This window comes from Sporichthya brevicatena (genome assembly GCF_039525035.1).
Classification (GTDB): Bacteria; Actinomycetota; Actinomycetes; order Sporichthyales; family Sporichthyaceae; genus Sporichthya; species Sporichthya brevicatena.
The window spans coordinates 114,970-134,429 of sequence record NZ_BAAAHE010000049.1; the positions used below are offsets into that span (position 1 = coordinate 114,970).

Annotated in this window: 19 protein-coding genes and 1 tRNA gene; 8 read left to right on the forward strand and 12 right to left on the reverse strand. The window is 73.3% G+C overall.

Features of this window, described 5'->3' with window-relative positions; all coding sequences use genetic code 11:
* Positions 1 to 16 precede the first annotated feature (16 nt).
* The 3 genes from ABD401_RS23025 to ABD401_RS23035 are packed head-to-tail and all read left to right on the forward strand — an operon-like array spanning position 17 to position 2,024.
* A complete protein-coding gene (locus tag ABD401_RS23025; RefSeq protein WP_344609186.1) occupies positions 17 to 1,003 on the forward strand; it encodes an NAD(P)H-quinone oxidoreductase in 987 nt (328 codons plus the stop codon).
* Positions 1,004 to 1,026: 23 nt separating this feature from the next.
* Positions 1,027 to 1,566 (forward strand): bacterial proteasome activator family protein, encoded by a 540-nt coding sequence (locus ABD401_RS23030; protein WP_344609188.1) that lies wholly within the window; start codon positions 1,027 to 1,029, stop codon positions 1,564 to 1,566.
* 8 nt (positions 1,567 to 1,574) lie between these two features.
* On the forward strand, positions 1,575 to 2,024 hold the full coding sequence (locus tag ABD401_RS23035) for a PaaI family thioesterase (protein WP_344609190.1): 450 nt from the start codon (positions 1,575 to 1,577) through the stop codon (positions 2,022 to 2,024).
* Positions 2,025 to 2,067: 43 nt separating this feature from the next.
* Here ABD401_RS23035 and ABD401_RS23040 read toward each other — a convergent pair whose 3' ends face one another.
* Positions 2,068 to 2,853, reverse strand: coding sequence for an HAD family hydrolase (locus tag ABD401_RS23040; RefSeq protein WP_344609191.1), 786 nt, complete (start codon positions 2,851 to 2,853; stop codon positions 2,068 to 2,070).
* A 102-nt stretch (positions 2,854 to 2,955) separates the two neighbouring features.
* On the opposite strand from ABD401_RS23040, the gene ABD401_RS23045 reads away from it, so the two are divergent.
* Positions 2,956 to 4,473, forward strand: a complete 1,518-nt coding sequence (locus ABD401_RS23045) for a diacylglycerol/lipid kinase family protein (protein ID WP_344609192.1) — start codon at positions 2,956 to 2,958, stop codon at positions 4,471 to 4,473.
* A gap of 20 nt (positions 4,474 to 4,493) precedes the next feature.
* Here the strand turns inward: ABD401_RS23045 and ABD401_RS23050 are convergent, their stop codons facing one another.
* A complete protein-coding gene (locus tag ABD401_RS23050) occupies positions 4,494 to 5,024 on the reverse strand; it encodes a DUF4446 family protein (RefSeq protein ID WP_344609194.1) in 531 nt (176 codons plus the stop codon).
* A gap of 70 nt (positions 5,025 to 5,094) precedes the next feature.
* Between ABD401_RS23050 and ABD401_RS23055 the strand changes: the two genes are divergently transcribed.
* Entirely contained in the window at positions 5,095 to 7,242 is a 2,148-nt protein-coding gene (locus ABD401_RS23055; RefSeq protein ID WP_344609196.1) for a hypothetical protein, read from the forward strand.
* A gap of 6 nt (positions 7,243 to 7,248) precedes the next feature.
* On the opposite strand, the gene ABD401_RS23060 is transcribed toward ABD401_RS23055, so the two are convergent.
* From ABD401_RS23060 to ABD401_RS23080, 5 genes are all read right to left on the reverse strand, one after another.
* Positions 7,249 to 7,953 carry a glycosyltransferase family 2 protein gene (locus tag ABD401_RS23060; protein ID WP_344609198.1) on the reverse strand — a complete coding sequence of 235 codons (705 nt, stop codon included), beginning with the start codon at positions 7,951 to 7,953 and terminating at the stop codon, positions 7,249 to 7,251.
* 5 nt (positions 7,954 to 7,958) lie between these two features.
* Positions 7,959 to 8,810 (reverse strand): DUF5926 family protein, encoded by an 852-nt coding sequence (locus ABD401_RS23065; RefSeq protein WP_344609200.1) that lies wholly within the window; start codon positions 8,808 to 8,810, stop codon positions 7,959 to 7,961.
* A gap of 34 nt (positions 8,811 to 8,844) precedes the next feature.
* Positions 8,845 to 9,672, reverse strand: a complete 828-nt coding sequence (locus ABD401_RS23070) for a glycerophosphodiester phosphodiesterase (RefSeq protein WP_344609202.1) — start codon at positions 9,670 to 9,672, stop codon at positions 8,845 to 8,847.
* A 70-nt stretch (positions 9,673 to 9,742) separates the two neighbouring features.
* The gene (locus ABD401_RS23075; RefSeq protein ID WP_344609204.1) at positions 9,743 to 10,954 is read right to left on the reverse strand and encodes an AAA family ATPase; all 1,212 of its coding nucleotides are present in this window, start codon (positions 10,952 to 10,954) and stop codon (positions 9,743 to 9,745) included.
* Positions 10,955 to 11,117: 163 nt separating this feature from the next.
* The gene (locus ABD401_RS23080) at positions 11,118 to 11,447 is read right to left on the reverse strand and encodes a rhodanese-like domain-containing protein (RefSeq protein WP_344609206.1); all 330 of its coding nucleotides are present in this window, start codon (positions 11,445 to 11,447) and stop codon (positions 11,118 to 11,120) included.
* Positions 11,448 to 11,571: 124 nt separating this feature from the next.
* On the opposite strand from ABD401_RS23080, the gene ABD401_RS23085 reads away from it, so the two are divergent.
* Positions 11,572 to 12,081 carry an SSI family serine proteinase inhibitor gene (locus tag ABD401_RS23085; RefSeq protein ID WP_344609208.1) on the forward strand — a complete coding sequence of 170 codons (510 nt, stop codon included), beginning with the start codon at positions 11,572 to 11,574 and terminating at the stop codon, positions 12,079 to 12,081.
* A 392-nt stretch (positions 12,082 to 12,473) separates the two neighbouring features.
* On the forward strand, positions 12,474 to 14,360 hold the full coding sequence (locus ABD401_RS23090; RefSeq protein ID WP_344609210.1) for a S8 family peptidase: 1,887 nt from the start codon (positions 12,474 to 12,476) through the stop codon (positions 14,358 to 14,360).
* A 46-nt stretch (positions 14,361 to 14,406) separates the two neighbouring features.
* Here ABD401_RS23090 and ABD401_RS23095 read toward each other — a convergent pair whose 3' ends face one another.
* The 5 genes from ABD401_RS23095 to ABD401_RS23115 all read right to left on the reverse strand — a co-directional run bounded on the left by ABD401_RS23095 (position 14,407) and on the right by ABD401_RS23115 (position 18,801).
* Complete coding sequence (locus tag ABD401_RS23095) at positions 14,407 to 15,297, reverse strand: Fpg/Nei family DNA glycosylase (protein ID WP_344609212.1); 891 nt, start codon at positions 15,295 to 15,297, stop codon at positions 14,407 to 14,409.
* Between the two features lie 222 nt (positions 15,298 to 15,519).
* Entirely contained in the window at positions 15,520 to 16,044 is a 525-nt protein-coding gene (locus ABD401_RS23100; protein WP_344609214.1) for a hypothetical protein, read from the reverse strand.
* Between the two features lie 178 nt (positions 16,045 to 16,222).
* Positions 16,223 to 17,227 carry a TolB family protein gene (locus ABD401_RS23105; RefSeq protein WP_344609216.1) on the reverse strand — a complete coding sequence of 335 codons (1,005 nt, stop codon included), beginning with the start codon at positions 17,225 to 17,227 and terminating at the stop codon, positions 16,223 to 16,225.
* Positions 17,228 to 17,350: 123 nt separating this feature from the next.
* On the reverse strand, positions 17,351 to 18,565 hold the full coding sequence (locus ABD401_RS23110) for an oxygenase MpaB family protein (protein WP_344609218.1): 1,215 nt from the start codon (positions 18,563 to 18,565) through the stop codon (positions 17,351 to 17,353).
* 149 nt (positions 18,566 to 18,714) lie between these two features.
* Positions 18,715 to 18,801, reverse strand: a tRNA-Leu gene (locus ABD401_RS23115).
* A 190-nt stretch (positions 18,802 to 18,991) separates the two neighbouring features.
* Between ABD401_RS23115 and ABD401_RS23120 the strand changes: the two genes are divergently transcribed.
* The coding region (locus tag ABD401_RS23120) for a DUF3662 domain-containing protein (RefSeq protein WP_344609220.1) at positions 18,992 to 19,460 on the forward strand (469 nt) is incomplete at its 3' end.

The following is a 19,460-nucleotide window of genomic DNA, read 5'->3' on the forward strand; positions in this document are numbered from 1 at the left end:
GGTAACGTCGCCGTCCATGCACGCAGTCACGATTCGCGAGCCGGGCGGCCCCGAGGCGCTGGCCTGGACCGAGGTGCCCGACCCCGAGCCCGGCCCCGGCGAGGTCCTCCTCGACGTCGTCGCCACGGCCGTCAACCGCGCCGACCTGCTCCAGCGGCAGGGCCGCTACGACCCGCCGCCCGGGGCCTCGCCGTACCCGGGCCTGGAGTGCTCCGGACGGATCGCCGCCCTCGGACCCGACGTCACCGGGTGGGAGATCGGCGACGAGGTCGTCGCGCTCCTGGCCGGCGGGGGCTACGCCGAGCGCGTCGCCGTGCCGGCCGGCCAGGTGATGCGGCGGCCGCAGGGCATCAGCCTGCGCGACGCCGGTGGGCTGGCCGAGGTCGCGTGCACCGTGTGGTCGAACGTCTTCCTCCTCGCCAACCTGCGCCCCGAGGAGTTGCTGCTCGTCCACGGGGGCGCCAGCGGCATCGGCACCACGGCGATCCAACTCGCCAAGGCCGTCGGGGCGCGTGTCGCCGTCACCGCCGGGACCAAGGACAAGCTCGAGCGCTGCCGGGAACTCGGTGCGGACGTGCTGATCAACTACCGCGAGGACGACTTCGTCGAGGCTGTCCGGGAGGCCGGCGGAGCCGCGGGTGGTGCCGACGTCATCCTCGACAACATGGGCGCCAAGTACCTCGGCCGCAACGTCGACGCCCTCGCCACCAACGGCCGCCTGGTGATCATCGGCATGCAGGGCGGGATCAAGGCCGAGCTCGACATCGCGAAACTGCTCGGCAAGCGCGCCGCGGTGCTCGCCACCTCGCTGCGCGCCCGGCCGGTCGCGGAGAAGGCGGCGATCGTCGCCGCGGTCGCCGAGCACGTGACGCCGCTGGTCGACTCCGGCGCCTTCCGGCTCGTGATCGACCGCGTCCTGCCGATCACCGACGTCGCCGACGCGCACCGCGTCCTGGAGGCGAGCGAGCACGTCGGGAAGGTCCTCCTGGAGGTTTCGCGTTAGGAACCGTCAGAGAGGATGGGGACATGACCGAGCAGCAGGACCAAGACACCGGTGACCAGCGCGTCCTCGTCGTGACCCCGGCCGGCATGGCCGTCGAGGGCCCGCCGGACGACGGCAGCGACGAGCAGTCGATCACGCAGATGGTCGAGCAGCCCGCGAAGGTGATGCGCCTCGGCAGCATGATCAAGCAGCTGCTGGACGAGGTGAAGAGCGCGCCGCTCGACGAGGCCAGCCGCGCCCGGCTGGCGCAGATCCACGCCTCGACGATCCAGGAGTTGGAGCAGGGCCTCGCGCCCGAGCTCGTCGAGGAACTGGGCCGCCTCTCCCTCCCGTTCAGCGAGGGCCAGGTGCCGAGCGAGTCCGAGCTCCGGATCGCCCAGGCACAGCTGGTCGGCTGGCTGGAGGGGCTGTTCCACGGCATCCAGACCGCGCTGTTCGCCCAGCAGATGGCGGCGCGCGCCCAGCTCGAGCAGATGCGCCGCTCGCTGCCGGGTGGGCCGCAGATGGGGATGGACCCGAGCCAGCAGCGGCCGATGTCCGGCGGCCACGGTCAGTACCTGTAGGCCCGCCGTTGACCACCTTCACCCCCCGCGACCCGGCGTACGCCGAGACGGTCCGCACCAGCTTCGCCAAGCAGGGATTCATGGCGACGCTGAAGGCGGAGCTGCTCTCGGTCGAGCCGGGTCGCGTCGAGGTGGGCGTCGAGAACTGGCCCGGCCTGCAGCAGCAGCACGGCTTCGTGCACGCCGGCGTCACCACGACCCTGCTCGACAACGCCTGCGGCTACGCCGCGATCTCCCTCAAGCCCCCGGGCATCGAGGTGCTGACGATCGAGCTCAAGGTCAACCTGCTCAACCCCGGCCGGGGCGAGCGCATGGTCGCCGTCGGCCAGGTGGTGAAGGACGGCCGCCAGGTGACGGTCGTGCAGGCCGACGCGTACGGGATCCAGGCCGACGGCTCCCGCATCCACGTCGCCACGATGCTGGCGTCGATGATGGCGTTCGACCTCTCCCGGGCCTGACTGCGCTCCTGAGGGCCTGCCCGAGGGCCTGCCTGAGAACCCGTCAGAGCCCCAGGATCTGCTCGAGGACCGCAGCCACCCCGTCCTCCTCGTTGCTCGGGGCCCGCCGCTCGACGGAGCGCAGCACCTCCGGGTGGCCGTTGGCCATCGCGTAGGGATGGCCCGCCCAGCCGAGCATCGGCAGGTCGTTGCGCTGGTCACCGAAGGCGACGACGTCCTCCGGGCCGATGTCCTGCGTGGCGCACAGCCGGGCGAGGGCGGTCGCCTTGGTCACGCCGGCCGCCGACGCCTCGACGAAGGCCGGGCCCGCGTTGGAGGAGTGGGTGATCTCCAGCAGCCCCTCGACGACCTCCTGCAGGGACTCGGCGAGGTCGTCGGAGCTGTGCTCCTCGTGGCGCAGAATCAGCTTCGCGCCGGGCCGCGCGAGCAGCTCGGAGACGGGCACCTCGTGGTGGTCGGGGCTCTTCCACTTGTCGAGCATCGGGAACGCGGACTCGTAGGCGAACGAGTCGCCGTACTCCATCCCGAAGGTCACGCCCGGTACCGCGTCCCGAATCCGGCCGATCGCCTCGGCGAGCGTCTCCGGGCTGATCAGGTCCTCGGCGACGACCTGCTCGGTGTGCAGGTCGTACAGCTGCGCGCCGTTGCCGCAGATCACGAGCCCGCGGTGGTCGGTCTGGTCGGCCACCGGGTGGATCCAGCGCGGGGGCCGGCCCGTGACGAAGACGAGCAGGATCCCTGCCTCCTCGACGGCCCGCAACGCCGCCCGGGTGCGCGGGGAGACCGTCAGGTCGTCCCGCAGCAGCGTCCCGTCCAGGTCGCTGGCCACGGCCCGCGGTAGTTCCGACCCTCCCGTCACCCCCTCATGGGATCACGCCCCGCCCGGCAGGACCTTGGGGGGACGCGCAGCGCGGCGGGTACTTTTCCCCCCATGACGCCCGACCTGGTGCGCCTCCTCCGCCGCCTGTGCGTGCCGGTCCTGGTGCTGACAGCGGTCCTCACCGCGGCCGGTCTGGTGATGCACGAATGGCCGGCGCCGGACTGGCCCTACGAGGCGTCCGGCGGCTGGCGCGCGCTCGCCCGCACCGCGGAGGGCCTCGGCACGGCGGCGGTCGCCGTTCCCCCGGTGGTCCTCCTGGTCGCCGGCATGCGCGTGGGCTTCCGGCGCTGGCGCGAGAGCGTCTTCCTGCTGACCTCGATGCTGATCGTCGGCCTCGTGCTGATCGTCGCGAGCGCGGCGGTGCCCGGGACCACGTTCCCGGCGGGGGCGTCGGGGCTCGCCGCCGCGACGTACGGCGCGATCTCGGTCGTGCTCGGGCGCCGGCTCGGCACCCCGGTCCGGCGGACGCTCGGCGGGATCCTCCCCTGGTTCCTCGTCCTCGGCGTCGCCGTGGGACAGCTCTACCTCGGCGAGTACCGCGTCGAGGAGATCGTGGTCTCGGTCGCCGCGGGCGTCGCCGCCGTGGCCGTGGCCACGCGGTACGTCCTGCTCGGCGGCAGCTTCGAGCAGCGTCCGGCGATCGACGACATCCCGCTCCCCGACCGGCGCCGCGCCGCGGTCATCGTCAACCCGACGAAGGTGGCCGACCTCGAGGAGGAGCGGCGCGCGGTGACCGCCTACCTCGCGGCCGCCGGCTGGCACCCGCCCTGGTGGCTGGAGACCCGGCTCGACGAACTCGGCGTCGGCCACGCGAAGGCCGCGGCGGAGGGCGGCGCGGACGTCGTCTTCGCCTGCGGCGGCGACGGCACGATCATGAGCGTCCTGTCCGGCCTGGCCGGCACGGGCGTCCCGCTCGCGATCCTGCCCGCCGGCACCGGCAACCTGCTGGCGCGCAACCTCCAGCTCCCGCCCGACCGGGACGCCTGCCTGCGGATCGGGCTCGGCGGCGTCGACCGCAAGATCGACGTCGGCCGGGTCGACGAGAACCACCGCTTCGCGGTCATGGCCGGCATGGGCCTCGACGCCGCGATGATCATGGACGCCCCCGAGAAGCTGAAGAAGCGCATCGGGTGGCCGGCCTACGCGGTCTCCGGGGCCAAGCACCTGTTCGACCGGCGGGCGCACGTGACGATCACGGTCGACGACGCGGAGCCGGTCGAGCTGCGCGCCCGCGGCATCGTCATCGGCAATGTCGGCAAGCTGCAGGCCGGGATGGTCCTCATGCCCGACGCACGGCCGGACGACGGGATCCTCGACGTCGCCGTGCTCGTCCCGAAGTCGCTGCGGCACTGGCTGATGCTCGGGCTGCACGTGGTCCGGCGGCGCCCCCGTTCGCGCGGCGCCCGCATCGAGCACTTCCGCGGCCGGCGGATCCACATCGAGTGCGACCGCGTGTGGCCCCGCGAGATCGACGGCGACCTCCTCGAGCCCAGCAAGGAGATGACGGTCGTGGTCGAGCCCCAGGCGCTGATCGTCCGGATCCCGCCGGGTTCCGACGTGATGACCTGACGGGCCGTCAGTTCACCTGCTCAGCGGCTGGGCTGCGCCGCCCCGCGCGCCGGGTTCGGGATCCGCACCGCGCCGGAGCGGGTCGCGGGCCGCAGCGCGGCGTCCACGACGGAGATCTCCTCCGGCGAGAGCCGCAGGTCCGGGACCCCGCGCTTGAGCGTCTTGATGTAGCAGCGGGTGTCGGTGCGGTTCACCAGCGAGGTGAGCACCACCCCGTCGCCGTGGTCGTCGAGCAGCGCGACCGACCAGGACAGTCGGCCGCCCACCTCGCCGAAGGCGTCGTAGCGGAGCACCGCGACCCGACGCAGCGACTCGTCGACGTCCGTGCGGAACGCCTCGAACTCGCGGTGCAGCCGGCCGACCTCGGTGCGGAGCCGCTCCATCTCGGCGGTCTGGCGGGAGACGGCGACGAGGAAGGAGCTGTGCTCGGCGTCGCCCTGGAGCACGGAACACGTCTTCTGCAGGCGGCGGAACCTGACGTGCGCCGAGACCGCCACCAGTACCGCGAGCCCGGACGTCCCCGCCGCGACCAGGCTCACGGGATCACTCACGTTCTCCAGGCTAGGCCCCACACCTAGGGTGATCCGGAATCGGCACGCGAGCGATGTGAGGGGGATCGGGGTGCGCAGCCTCCGACGCGCGTGCGGCTTTCTCGTCGCCGTGCTCGTGCTCCTCGGGCTGACGCTCGGTCTCACCCACGCCCTGGCCCGGGACCCGCTCGCCGCACCCGTCGCGCACGCGGCGACCACACCCGAGCGGGCGCTGTTCCCCCGGGGAGCTCCGGCGCCGGACGTGATCTTCGTCGGCGTCCCGGGTCTGCGGTGGTCGGACGTCCAGGGAGAAGTCCCGACCCCGGCGCTGTGGCTGCTCGCGCGCGAGTCCTCGCTCGGCACGCTCGCGATCCGGACGGTCGAGCCGACCGCGTGCGCCCTCGACGGCTGGCTGACGCTCAACTCGGGCGCCCGCGCCGTCGGCCCCCGCCCGGACGGGGCGTGCGCACCGGTGCCGGCCCCACGGGGGGCCGGCACGCGCGCTGCCGTCCCCGGCTGGGCCGAGCTGGTGGCCCCCAACGCCGACCACTCCTACGACCCGGTCTGGGGGACGCTCGCCCGGGCCCGCCCGGGTGCGGTCCCCCCGCCGCCGGCGGAGCGCTGCGCCGTCGGGCCCGGCGCCGCGATCGCCCTGACCGACGCCGCCGGCGCGGTGCGCGGCACCTACGCCGCCGACTTCGCCGACCTGCCCCGCAAGGCCTGCGGTGAACTCCTCCTCGTCGACGCCGGTCCCCTGCCCCTCGGCCCGCCGCGCCTGTCCGCGCTGCAACGGGTGGACGAGCTGATCGCACAGATCCGCGCCGAGGTCCCCGACAGTGCGCTGATCGTGGCGGGCATCGGCGACAGCGACCAGGACGAGCCCCACCTGACGGCGATCATGGTCGAGGCGGGCGCGGACAGCCTCCGTGGACTGCGGCGCGGATGGTTGCGCAGCGACAGCACGCGCCGGACCGGCACGGTCACGATCACCGACCTGACGCCGACCCTGATCGGCGACGCGATCCCGGCCGACCTCGACGGGCACCGACTGCAGTACCGGCCGCGGATCGAGAGCACCCCGGCCGCCGTGCGCGAGCTCGAGGAACGCGACATCGCCGCGCGCGTGGTGAGCGACATGTTCGTGTGGTTCTTCGCGGTGCTGATCGCTGGTCAGGTGCTGCTGTACCTGGCGGTCGGCCTCGCGCGCCGGTCCGGGGCGTCCCGCGGCTCCTGCGCGCGCGTGCTGCGCGGCGTCGGCCTGACGTTCGGTGCGGTGCCGGCGGCCGCCGTCCTGGCGAACCTGTTGCCGTGGCGGGCCGCGGAGCACCCCGCCGCCACGCTGTGGGCGCTGATCGCCGGAGGTGCCGCGGCGATCGCCGCGACGGCCGCCGGCGGGCCGTGGCGCCGGGCCCCCTACGGCGCGGCGACGGCGGTCGCGGTCATCACGACGGCCGCCTTCGGTCTCGACGTGATGTTCGGTTCGCGACTGCAGATGAACAACCCCTTCGGTCTGTCGGCCCTGATCGCCGGCCGGTTCTACGGCTTCGGGAACATCGCCTTCGCGGTGTTCGCCGTGTGCGCGCTCGTGACGGCCGCGGGCGGCGCGGCGGCCCTGGTCCGGCGCGGCCGCCCCGAGACCGCCGGGGTCCTCGTCCTCGCCGTCGGTGCCGTGGCGGCGCTGGTCGACGGCTGGCCGCGCTTCGGCGCCGACTTCGGCGGCGTGATCTCCCTCGTCCCCGGGGTGGCGCTGCTCGCCGCCGGGGTGGCCGGGATCCGCGTGACCGTCGCGCGGGCGTTCGCCGTCGGCGCGCTGGCGGTCGCGCTCGCCGTCGGGATCGCCGTCCTGGACTGGCGGCGCGGTGCCGGCTCCCGCTCGCACCTGGGCTCGTTCGTCCAGGACGTCCTCGACGGCAACGGCCTGGACGTCATCGGCCGCAAGCTCGACGCCAACCTCGGGCTGCTCGTCGACGCCCCGATCATCGTCGTCGCCGCAGTTCCCCTCACCGTGCTCGCGGTGCTGACCCTGGTGCGGCCGACGGCGCTGGGCCTCGGCGGTCTTGCCCGCGCCCAGGCGGCCGACCCGGTCCTGCGCCCGCTGCTGCTCGCCTGCCTGACCACCGCGCTGATCGGCTTCGCCGTCAACGACTCGGGGGTGATCGTCCCGGCGGTGGCCCTGATTGCAGCCGGCCCGCTGCTGGTCACCATCTGGGCGAACCTGTGGGTCCGCGAACGGACCTGAGTCCGGTCAGTGCCCCTGGTTGCGCCCCCGGTAGCGCACCAGTGCCCGTTGGACGTGGAGGTACTGGCGGAACCGGTGCAGCCGGCCGCGCCAGTCCTTGCCGGTGACGCGGTGGTGGAGGTCGCACTCGACCTCGTGGACGCGGAACCCCGCGCGCAGCAGATCGATCGTCAGCGCCGTCTCGACGCCGAACCCCCGCGCGAGCGGGCGGGCCGCCTCGAAGGCGGGCCGCGTCAGGCACCGCTGGCCGGACAGCGGCTGGACCGGACGGAAACCGGTGGCGCGCTCGATCCCCGCCCGCGCGGCGCGGACGACGAACCCGTGCCCGCCGCCGGCCGTGCGCTGCGGCGGGAGGGTCGCGATCGTCATGTCGGCGACGCCGTCGGCCACCGGCGGGACGAGCACGGTGGCCGCGGCCGCGGTGCCCTCGAGATCGGCGTCGAGGAAGAGCAGCAGCCGGGGGTCGTGCGGGTCGTCCAGCCCGCCGACGGCGGCCGCGCCGGTCTCCATCGCCGCGGCCTTGCCCCGGTTGCGGGAGTGCGAGATCACCCGCGCCCCCGCGGCGGCGGCCACGGCGGCGGTGTCGTCGCTCGACCCGTCGTCGACCACGAGCACCAGGTCGACGCCGGGGATCTGCGCGGCGGCCCGCACCGTGGTCGCGACCCGCGCGGACTCGTCCTTGGCGGGGATGACGACCGCGACCGCCGGCACGGCGGCTAGCGGATCGTGAGCTGCCGGCTGGCGAGCCCGTCGCGGGCGCGGCGCTCGACCGCCGTCAGCGGCTCCGTGTTGGCGAGCGCTTCGTCGAGGCGGGCCTGGAACGCAGTGACGCCGGCCTCGAACTCCTCGGCCGGAGCGCCCTTCGGCACCTCCCAGACCGGGGCGAGCAGGCCGTGGCAGCGGAAGGCGCCGACGTACCTCGTGCCGTCACCGATCGCGTCCACGCGGGCCGCGTGGAGCCGGGCGAGCGCGTTGAGCAGCGGGTACTCGTCGTGGGGCATGACCCAGCGGACCCACGCCCGCTCACCCTCGTCGCTCCAGTACGCGGCCGGGACCGAGGTCAGGCGCGCGGTCGGCGGGGCGGCGCTGTTCGCCTGCTCCAGCGACTGCTTGACCTCCTCGGTCATCTCGTCCGGGTTCTCGACCCAGAACTCGAAGCCGTCGTGAACGGTGATCTCCAGCGGCACCGCCGGGTCGACGAGCTTCTGCAGCGGCGGGGTGTCCGGGGTGATGCCGACGTCGGTCGGCGTCGCGCCCGGCTCGATGTTGAGCGCGGCGAGCAGCGCGGCGGCCACCTGGCGGCTCGCGTCGCCGGCCGAGACCTGCGTCTGCAGCGCGACGAGGACGCTGCCGTCCGAGCGCGTCAGGCACGGCAGCGCCAGCGGCAGCACGGTGCACGCGGTGACGGTGCGGTCGGCGTACTCGCCGGTCAGCTTCAGCTGCGCGGTCGCGGCCGGGACGATCTCCCGCATCGCAACCAGGTCGCACTCGGAGGCCAGGCCCTCGAAGGGGCGCAGGACGAAGGATTCGCGTTCGGCGGCGCGGCGCGCGCGGGAGGCCTTACTCATGGGGCAAGACCCTAACGGTCGCCCGGGGTGTTGATCACCGCGCGGCGAAGACCTGCTCGCGTACGGCCCGCGGCCGGTCGGTCGTGATCGTGTCCACGCCCGCCGCGAGGCAGCGCGCAACGTCCTCGGGCTCGTTCACCGTCCACACGTTGACCCGGTGCCCGCGGGCGTGCGCGCGGGCGACGTAGCCCGGGTCGGTGCGCACGATGTCCTTGCTGATGCCCGCCCAGCCGACGCCGTCCGGCAGCGAGCCGTCGCGGTAGCGGCGGGGCAGCCGGGCCATCAGGTGGACGAGGTCGAGTTCCGGAGTCAGCCGGCGCATCCGGCGGCTCGCCACCTCGGCGAAGCTCATGACGCGCACGGCGGGCCGGCCGTCGGGGTGCACGATGCGCCGGTCCAGCCCGAACTCGGTGAGCAACTCGGCCAGCCGGGCCTCGACCCGGCCGCCGTAGCGGGTCGGGTGCTTGATCTCGATCAGCAGGCCGACCGGGCGCCCGGCGTCGGCGACGAGCTCGAGCAGCTCGCGCAAGGTCGTCAGGCGCGTGGCCTCGGGATCGGCGTCCACCGGCGGCGCGACGGGGCGGCCGCCGCGGTACCGGTCGACGGGACGCCACGGCCGCCGGGCGCCGAAGCGCACGGCGCGCAGCTCCTCGAGCGTCATCGTGGACACGATCCCCCGCTGCCCGGAGACGAACTCCAGCCGACGGTCGTGCAGGCAGACCAGGTGGCCGTCGGCGGTCAGGCGGATGTCGCACTCGAGGGCGTCGGCCCCGTCCGCGATCGCCTGCCGGAACGCGCCGAAGGTGTGCTCGTACACGCCCTCGCGGGACCCGCGGTGGCCGACGATCTCCGGCAGCGCCATGCCCTCATGGTGCACCGCGCGCCGCCCGCGTGCGGACCAAAGATCACGCTCGGTCCGACCTGAGGGGACGTCAGCTCGGCTGGGACCGGAGAAACCGCCCGAAGTGGGGCACGGTGAAGGCGACCGAACCCCGCTCGCCGGCGAAGATCAGGCCCTTCTTGATCAGGCCGTCCCGCGCCGGGGACAGGCTCGACGGCTTCCGGCCGAGGTGTTCGGCGACCTCCGCCGTCGGGACCGGCCCGTCGTCGCTCGCCTGGCCCAGCGCCGCCATCGCCCGCATGTAGTCCCGCTCGGCGGGGGTGGCCCGCTCGTAGCGGCTGCCGAAGAAGCCGACCGCGAGCTCGGCCTCGGCCTCGGGCGCCGCGACCCGGACGTCGTCGGCGGTGATCGGCGAGGCCGGCGCGGCGTCCCAGGCGACCTTGCCGTACGCCTGGACGAAGTACGGGTAGCCGTCCGAGAGCTCGTAGAGGACCTTGAGGGCGTCCTCGTCGAACTCGACGTCCTCCGCGGCGGCGGGCGCCCGGAGCGCGCGGTCGGCCGCGGCGCGGTCCAGCCGGTCGATGCGGACGTACCGGAACAGTCGCTCCGAGTAGGACTTCGAGGCCGAGAGCACCGCGGGCAGGTGCGGCAGGCCCGCCCCGACCACGATGAGGGGCGCCCCCGACTGGGACAGCTCGTGGCACGCCCCGCACAACGCCGAGACGTCGGCCGGGCCGAGGTCCTGCATCTCGTCGAGGAACAGCGCGATCCCGGAGCCGACGTCGGTCGCGACCGAGGCCGCGTCGGTGAGCAGCTCCGTCAGGTCGATCTCGATGTCGCCGGAGTCGGCGCGGCCGCGGGCGGCGGGGACGTCGATGCCCGGGTCCCAGGCCCGGGCGCTGGCCCGGCCCCGCTTGGCCGGGCTGACCTCCGCGTCGCGGAGCGCGAACGCCTTCAGCACGCCGAGGAACGCCTCGACCCGCTCGGGATCCCGGTGGCGGGGCGCGAGCTCGCGCACGGCCATGTGGAGCGCCCCGGCGATGGGGCGGCGCAGCGACTGGTCCGGGCGGGCCTCGATCTTGCCCGTCCCCCACAGCCGGCCGATCGCGGCCGACCGCAGGGCGTTGAGCAGCACGGTCTTGCCGACCCCGCGCAGCCCGGTGAGCACCATGCTCCGTTCGGGCCGCCCGCGGGCGACCCGCTCGAGCACCACGTCGAAGTCGGCGAGCTCCCGGTCGCGGCCGGCGAGCTCGGGCGGCCGCTGACCCGCCCCCGGGGCGTACGGGTTCCGGACGGGATCCATGCCTACGACGGTATGGCGCTCTCTAGCGAAATCCGTAGATCGCCGTATCGAAGGCTCGAGCGTGTCGCCCCTCGGCTCGAGACGAGCACACCTTTATCTACGGGAGTCTTCGAATTCCGCTAGACGGGTCATCTCTGCCGAGAGAGTCCGGCTCACCTCGCGGTCAGTAGACGTGCGGGGTCTCGCCCGAGTCGCTCACCATCGGCCGGCCCGCCGTCGCCCAGGCGAGCATGCCGCCGGCGACGTTGGTCGCCGACCGGCCGTTCTGCTGCAGATAGGCCGTGACCTGCGCAGATCGGCCGCCGCTCTTGCAGATCACGTAGATCTCGCCGTCGGCCGGGATCTCGCCGAGGCGCTCCGGAACGCTGTTCATGGGGATGTGGACGGCGCTCTCGGCGTGGCCGGCGGCCCATTCGACGGGCTCGCGCACGTCGAGCAGATAGGCGTCGGCCGGGATGCCGGAGATCTCGATCTCGGGTACTTGTGAGGGCATGTCGGCATTCTTCCGCCGCCCGTCGAGGGCGCCCGCGGCCGGGCCGCCCCGGCTTTGCCTGTTCTTGGAACTTTCCGCCCGGAACCGGCGGAACCGGACACCGTCACTCCGCGTCTCAGGTCCCATGCGGTACGTCAACGTGCTCGCCGCCGCGGCAGCTGTCGTGGTCGGATTCACCGGCTCCCTCACGGCAGCGCACGCGCTGTCGCTCCCGGAGCCCGCGCCGATCCCGGGCCTGCTCGAGATCATTCCGGCCGCCGAGCCGGCCGCCGAGACCGTGCTGACGGTGACGTACCAGGCCGACGAGAAGGCCGCTCCGGTCGTCATGCAGCTGACGTGCGACCCGACCGGCGGGGACCACCCCCGCGCGGCCGAGGCGTGCGCGGCGCTGGCGAAGGCCGAGCAGAACGCCACCAACCCGTTCGCGAAGCCCGAGCCCGACCAGATCTGCACCTACATCTACGGGGGCCCGCAGACGGCCCGCGTCGTCGGGAGCTGGAACGGCACGGGCGTGGACGCGTCGTTCTCGCGGGCCAACGGGTGCGAGATCTCCCGCTGGGACGCGATCGAGCCGGTCCTGTCTCCGACCGCTCCGGCGGCCGCTGCGGCAGCGGCAGCGGCGAAGAAGAAGTAGCACCGCACAACACAAGACTTCGGCACGCGTCTCGGACCCGGTTCGTGGGGGGCTGGACCGGGGCGCGCGCCGAGGAACGGGACCGGGCAGTCCCGTGCACGGGGGATGGGTAAGACGCAACTCGGGGGAACGACGGCGGCGTAGGTCCACGGACCTGCGCCGCCTTCCCGTTTGTTCGCCGACGGGACGTTGGTCCCGACCGGTCCCGACGGTGCCGACCCTGCTCCGGTCGCCGCGGAGGGCCGCGCTGTGCGGACGTTTCGCGGTGGTTGGGCCCGGTCCGCGTGGCTCTGCGCACCGGTCTCGAGGGCCGAATCCGCGCCGAGGTCTCACGTCTGACGTTGGTCCCGCCGATGGGGTCGTTAGTCCCCCCACCCCCCGGCGGTGATCCCGTGCAGTTCGTTCCGACCCCCACCTCGCGGCGCGCGCCGCGGGTCGCCCTCGCGGTCGCGCTGGGTGTCAGCGCCTTCGGCCTGAGCGGCCTGACGCCGGCGTCCGCCGTCGGCGCGGGCGAGCCCGCCCCGCCGGGACCGGTGGTCGACGCGCCGACCGACGTCGAGGCGACGCCCATCCCGGGGCAGTGGATCGTGACGACCGAGAACGCCTCCGGGACCAAGGCCGCCAAGGCCGCAGCCGACGAGCTCGGCGCAGACGTCGGCAAGACGTTCTCCAAGGCCGCGCGGGGCTTCGTCGCCGAGATGTCGGCCGAGGCCGCCGCCGAACTCGCGGAGGAACCGAGCGTCGTGGCCGTCGAGCCCGACTACCTGGTGCGCGTGGCCGGTACGCAGTCGCCGACCCCGAGCTGGGGCCTGGACCGCATCGACCAGAAGTCGCTCCCCCTCAACAGCAGCTACACCTATGGCGCCACGGGTCAGGGCGTCGACGCCTACGTCCTCGACACCGGCCTGCGCGCCAGCCACACCGACTTCGCCGGCCGCGTCGCGCCCGGCTGGACCTCGATCAACGACGGCCGCGGCACCAACGACTGCGACGGCCACGGCACCCACGTCGCCGGCACCATCGGCGGCACCAAGTACGGCGTGGCCAAGCAGGTCACGATCGTCCCGGTGCGCGTCATGAACTGCGACGGCGTCGGCAGCACCTCGGGGATCATCGCCGGCCTCGACTGGGTCGTCGCGCAGATGCAGTCCCGCGGCCGTCCCGCCGTCGCCAACCTCAGCCTCGGTGGCTCACCGTCCACGTCGCTGGACTCCGCGGTCAACCGCGCCATCAAGGCCGGCGTGAACGTCGTGGTCGCCGCGGGCAACGACAGCCGCGACGCCTGCGGCGAGTCGCCCGCCCGCGTCCCGAACGCGCTGACGATCGGCGCGACCACCAAGACCGACGCCCGGGCGAGCTTCTCCAACTACGGCTCGTGCGTCGACCTGTGGGCGCCGGGCGACCGGATCGTCTCCGCGATCAACTCCGGCGACAGCGCCTCCGCGACCTACTCCGGCACGTCGATGGCGGCACCCCACGTCGCCGGCGCGGTGGCGCTGTACCTGCAGGGTGCGCCGACCGCCACCCCGGCGCAGGTCACCAACGCGCTTGTCGGCAACTCGATCCTGAACGTGCTGAGCGGCCTGCTCGGCTCGACGAACCGCCTGCTCCGCACCGTGCTCGCCGCGGATGCCCCGCCGACCGCGCCGGTCACGACGACGCCGGGCACGACGCCGGGTGAGCCGACGCCCACGCCCGCGCCCGTCGACAGCAAGACCGCCACCAAGATCACGCTCAAGGCCGACAGCGCGAAGATCCGCTACGGCAGCCAGGTCACGCTGCGCGGGACGCTGACCGACGGCGCGGGCCGCCGCCTCGGCGGACTCCCGGTCGTGATCCGCGCCGACGGTCGCGCGATCGGCACGGTCACCTCCAAGTCGGACGGCAGCTTCGCCGGCCGGGTCCGCCCGAGCCGCACGATGGCCTACACCGCCGGCTTCGACGGCAACGCCACGTACGCGGCGAGCGCGAGCGCCCCAGTGGCCGTGAAGGTCGCGACCTCCCTGCGGGCCCAGATCAAGAAGAAGCCGAACCGCCCCGGCAAGCTCACGGTCGTCGGGATCGCCGAGCCGAAGACCGCCGGCCTGAAGCTGCAGCTCCAGCTGCGCGGGACCTCCGGCTGGAAGACCGTGAGCTCCGCCCGTACCAACTCCAAGGGCAAGGCCACCTTCAAGGTCGTGCTGACGAAGCGTCAGACCTACGCGCTGCGCATCTACACCAAGGGCGCCGGGGCGCTGGTCCAGGGCTCGACCCCGACGTTCAAGGTCCGGACGCGCTGACCTGGGCTCGGGGGACCACCCGGGCGACAACTCGAGTGACGCAGCGTCACTTCAGCAGTCGGGAGAGCCGCCGGTCCGCCAGCGGCTTCCCGCCGGTCTGACAGGTCGCGCAGTACTGGAGCGAGGAGTCGGCGAAGGACACCTCGCGGACGGTGTCCCCGCACACGGGACAGGGCTGACCGGTCCGGGCGTGCACGCGCAGGCCGGCTTTCTTCTCCCGCTTGAGCTGACTCGTCTCCAGGCCGTCGGAGCGGGCGATCGCGTCGGCGAGCGTCTCCCGGATCACCGCGTGCAGCGCCGCGACGCCCTCCGGGTCGAGGGAGTTCGCGGGCTTGAACGGGGAGAGCCGCGCGGCGTGCAGCACCTCGTCGGAGTAGGCGTTGCCGATGCCCGCGATCACGGACTGGTCGCGCAGGACGCCCTTGATCTGGGAGCGCCCGGCGGCGGCGAGCAGCTCGCCGAGCTTCTCGGGCGTGAAGTCCTCCGCCAGCGGGTCCGGACCGAGCCGGGCGACGCCCGGCACCTCGGCGGGGTCGCGGACGCAGTAGGCGGCCAGGCCCTTCTTCGTCCCCGCCTCGGTGAGGTCGAAGCCGTACGCGCTGCCGGGCGGGTCTCCGTCGCGCTCCCCGAGGTGGATCCGCAGCGCGAGCGGCCCCTTACCGGGCTTGGGCGGCGCGGGCGGAAGGTTGGCCCGCCACTGCAGCCAGCCGGCGCGAGCCAGGTGGACGATCAGGTGCAGTTCACCGCCGACCTCGACGTCGAGGAACTTGCCGTGCCGCGCCACCGAGGTGACGAACATGCCGGCGAGAGCGGTGAACGGCGGGTCGTAGGTCTTCAGGACGCTGATCGCGGCCACGTCGACCCGCACCACGGCGCGGCCGACGGCCTCCTCGGTCAGCAGCCGACGGAGGGACTCGACCTCAGGCAGCTCGGGCACGCGCCCAGTCTGCAAGAACTCGGCCGGATCCGCCGCCCCGCGCACCTGACCAACCGCCGACCCAGCACCCCCGACCCAGCACCCCCGACCCAGCACCGCGTGAAAAAAGGGTGACACCCCTTACTGCGCAGTAAGGGGTGTCACCCTTTGTTGACATCGCACGGCAGGTCGACCCGGGGGACACCCCCGGTCGACCTTGCGGGGTCGACCTTGCGGGGTCGGTCAGGAAGCGGCCAGGTCGGCGCAGGCGAGCTTCGGCGGCTTCGCCTCGTCCTTCTTGGCGCCGGCGGCGCGCTTGAGGTGGATGACGACCGACTTGGCCTCTGGCCCGGCCTTGACCGGGTTGGTCGTCTCGCCCTTGCCCTTGCCGTTCTTGTTGACGGTCACGGGCAGGTGCAGCTCGTTCGGCGGCATGTCGCCACCGCCCGGCGTGTACTGGTAGTGGGCGCCACCCGGGTCCGCCGCGTCGCACGAGTCGGCGTGGACGTGGGCGACGTACTTCGCCTTCGGGTCGAGGTTGGTCGCGGAGAGCGAGACCTCGGTGCCCGAGGCGGAGAGCACCATCTCGGCGGTGCCGCCGATCTTCTTCGTGCCCTTCGGGGCGCCGTCGAGCTTGGCGAAGGTGCCGGAGAAGGTGCCGTCCGAGATCTCGGGGCTCTCGGCGGTCGCGTCGTCGTCGTCATCGCCTCCACAGCCGGCCAGCACCAGGGCCACGGCGATGGGAAGCGCTGCGAGGTGGATCTTCATGTGGGGGTGTTCCTCTCGGCGGGTTGGTCAGGGCGCGCGTCCTGCCGAGCCCAGGTTTTGCCCCGCACCGCCCGATTTCAACGCTGGCGCGCCGGTTGTGGCCGGGTTGTGTCCTTGAGAGCTCCCTGAGGGCCCGGACCAACCCGGGCCGGCTCGGCCGGAGACCGAGCCGAGCGGGTCAGTCGGCCCAGGTCGGAGCGGTGAGGGTGCCACGCCGGACGCTGACCAGGAGGCGCTGCTTCGCGTCCTTGAGGTCGAAGGTGACGAGCTCGGCACCGTGCTTGGCGTTGCCCCGCAGGCGGGTGACCACGAGGGCGCTGGTGTCCGGGGCGAACGCGGGTGCGTCGAACTGGTGGGTGCGGTCGGAGACGAACTTCCGGACGTTGTCGAGCAACCCGTAGTAGAGCTCGCCGAGCCAGATCGTCGTGCCCGTGGCCTCGCGGGTCACCCAGGCCATCGTGAAGCCGTCGGGGGCCACGGTCGGCTGGGTGGCGAACTTCTGCGCTCCCGAGCCCCCGACCAGGCGACGCTCCTCCGAGCCGTCCACCCCGATGCTCCAGATCGCCGACGACACCGTGCGGTCGTTCTTGACCTTCGCGCGGGTGAAGACGACCTCTGTGCCGTCCGCCGCCCACGACGGGGAGCTGTCCTCGAAGCCCTTGGGGGTGCGCACCAGGCGCTTCGCCGAACCGCCCGCGGCCGGGACCACGAGCAGACCCTTGCGGTCGTCTACGACGAGGTTCTTGCCGTCACGCGACCAGGAGACGGCGCCGGTGCCGGCGCCGTAGGTGAGCCGGCGGACCTCGGCGGTGTAGACGTTGATGACGTACAGGTCGGTGACGCCGGCGCGGCGGTTCGCCCGGTCGCTGGAGAAGGCGACCTCGGTGGAGTCGGGCGAGAAGGCCGGCTCGATGTCGTTCGCCGGGCCCTCGGTGAGGTTGATGCCCAGGCTGCCGTCGCCGGCGATGACCCGCAGGTCGCCGGGGCCCTGGGAGTTCTTGCCGGCCCGCGCGCCCGTGGCGTAGCGGCTCTCGGAGAAGGCGATGTAGCCGACGACGTCGGCGGTGATGCGCTCGGCGCCCGCGGGCGTCGCGGGCGCGGTCGGCGCGGACGCCGCCGGAGTGGGAGCCAGGGGCACCATCAGCGTCGCGACCAAAGCCGGGACTGCCAGTCGCTTACGCATGAATCCTCCGACGCGGGCGGGACGAGCCCTGTTGGGCGCACCTTAAGCCCGAAGATCGCCCGATAACCACCCGTCCGGGCGAACTGTGAGACGGCTGGTCACATTTGGTCGACGAGCGTGCCGTCAGCGGTAGTTCGGGTTGTTGCCCGTCGGCATCGTGATGGAGATCGGCCGGCCCTCGCCGAGGAAGAACAGCACCCCCAGCCGCAGGAACTCGTCCTGGGCCCAGAACACCGATCCGGGCATCGGCGTCCCGACCAACGTCTCCCGGAACGTGAGGAAGTGTGGCCATCCCTCGGCGACCGCCCGGTCCGACGCCGGCTCCCGGGGGACCTGGAGCCAGTCGGTGATCCGGTCGCCGAGGCAGTAGCGGATGAAGGAGTGCAGCATCGGCCGGCTCAGCCCGCCCTCGGCACCCGCGAGGTCGAGCAGCCGGTGGGCGAGCTTGACTCCCTCGGGCGTGGGGGCGAGGACGGGGTCGAGGATCTGCCGCGACTGGCGGCTCGCGGAGTCCCACGTGCCGGGGATGTACTCGTCGTCGACCCCGAGCAGGTGCGCGGTGACCTGCCAGAGGTGCAGGAACGCGTCCTCGTCTGCCCTCGTGACCGGGACCTGCCACGCCGTCAGTTTGTTGCGGCTGAAAGTCGCGAGGCTGTGCCAGGTGACGAGGATGTCTGCCTGACTGATCGGCAGATTCTCCGTGGCGCCGGACCTCCAGTGCCGTGAGCGCGGGAGCAGGTGGCGCACCGCCGAGTGCGTCAGCCGGGTCTTGAGGGCCGTGACGACCATCTGCCCCGTCGGGCCGAACGCGTCGGGCGCACCGAGGTCGTAGCCGAGCTTGGCGGTCTTGGCGATCCGGTCCTTCAGGTCCGCCCCGCCGGCCGAGTAGTAGACCGCGCGCGCCTCGCGCGGGATCGCGCAGCTCATCATCCCGCTGCCGAGGCCGTAGAGCAGGCCGAGATAGAGGCCGCGCCGTTCGTAGAAGGAGAAGGCCTGCGCGAGCGCCGCCGCGTCGGTCCAGGCCGGCAGCACCCGGGCGCGCTCGAGGAACGCGCGCAGGTCCCCCGGCAGTCCGGCCGGCAGCGCCTGCCCGTTGGTGGTCCAGTCGGCGAGCAGCGCGTTGACCTGCTCGACCTGCCCGCGGGCGAACAGGTCGGCGACGATCGCGTCCGCCTCCGGGTCCCACGCCCGCCGCGGGTCGATCCCCCGCCCCGTCCCGGCGACCGACGCCTGCGCCGGCCAGGTCCACGCGTGCGCCGGCGACACGAGCCCCAGCGCCCCCGCCGCCCCGAGCGCCCCGGCCCCGAGCAGCACCGCCCGCCGACTCGGCTCCCCCATCGGTGCCTCCTCGCGCCGCGCCGACTAATACCTACCCAGTGTCGGATTAAATCGGCCCGACCGCGACATCCTTGAGCGCATTTCTCCGCAGGACCGCCGAGGGAAAGACGAAGCCCCCGACCTGGAGTCCAGATCAGGGGCTGTCCTACTGGTGCGCGAGGGGGGAGTTGAACCCCCACGCCCTTGCGGGCACTGGAACCTGAATCCAGCGCGTCTGCCTATTCCGCCACCCGCGCGTGCAGCGGTGCACAGGCTAACACCTGCCACACACTGTCTGAGCAGGCGATGTCGCAGTCCGGGGTCACCGCACGGATAGCATCGGGTCCTGCACAGTCGCCGATCCGACCTCCCGGACCGGGGTGGCCGGGACACCGCACTCCCGGCCGCGCGCCACCTGGCCGGGGGAGTCTCCGCCAGGAGGTGGACGTGGGAGTTCTCCAGCGCTTCGAGCGACGCCTCGAAGGACTGGTGAGCGGGGCCTTCGCGAAGGCGTTCAAGGCCGACGTCCAGCCCGTGGAGATCGCCAGCGCTCTGCAGCGTGAGCTGGACGACCGCGCGGCGATCGTCGGGAAGGGCAACACGATCGTCCCCAACCACTTCGTCGTCGAGCTGTCACGCCACGACTACGACCGGCTGTCCGTCTACGCCAAGACGCTGTCGGAGGAGCTCGCCGAGGTCGTCCGCGACCACTCGGCCGAGCAGCGCTACCAGCTGCGCGGCGACGTCCAGGTGATCTTCGAGGAGGACCCGGACCTCGACATCGGGGTCCACCGGATCCGCAGCTCCGTCGTGGCGAGTGTGAAGTCCGTCAACCCGCCGCCGGCCCCGGCCCCCGTCCCGCGGCGGGCGGCACAGCCCCCGGCGGCGCAGCCCCCGGCGGCGCAGCCCCCGGCCG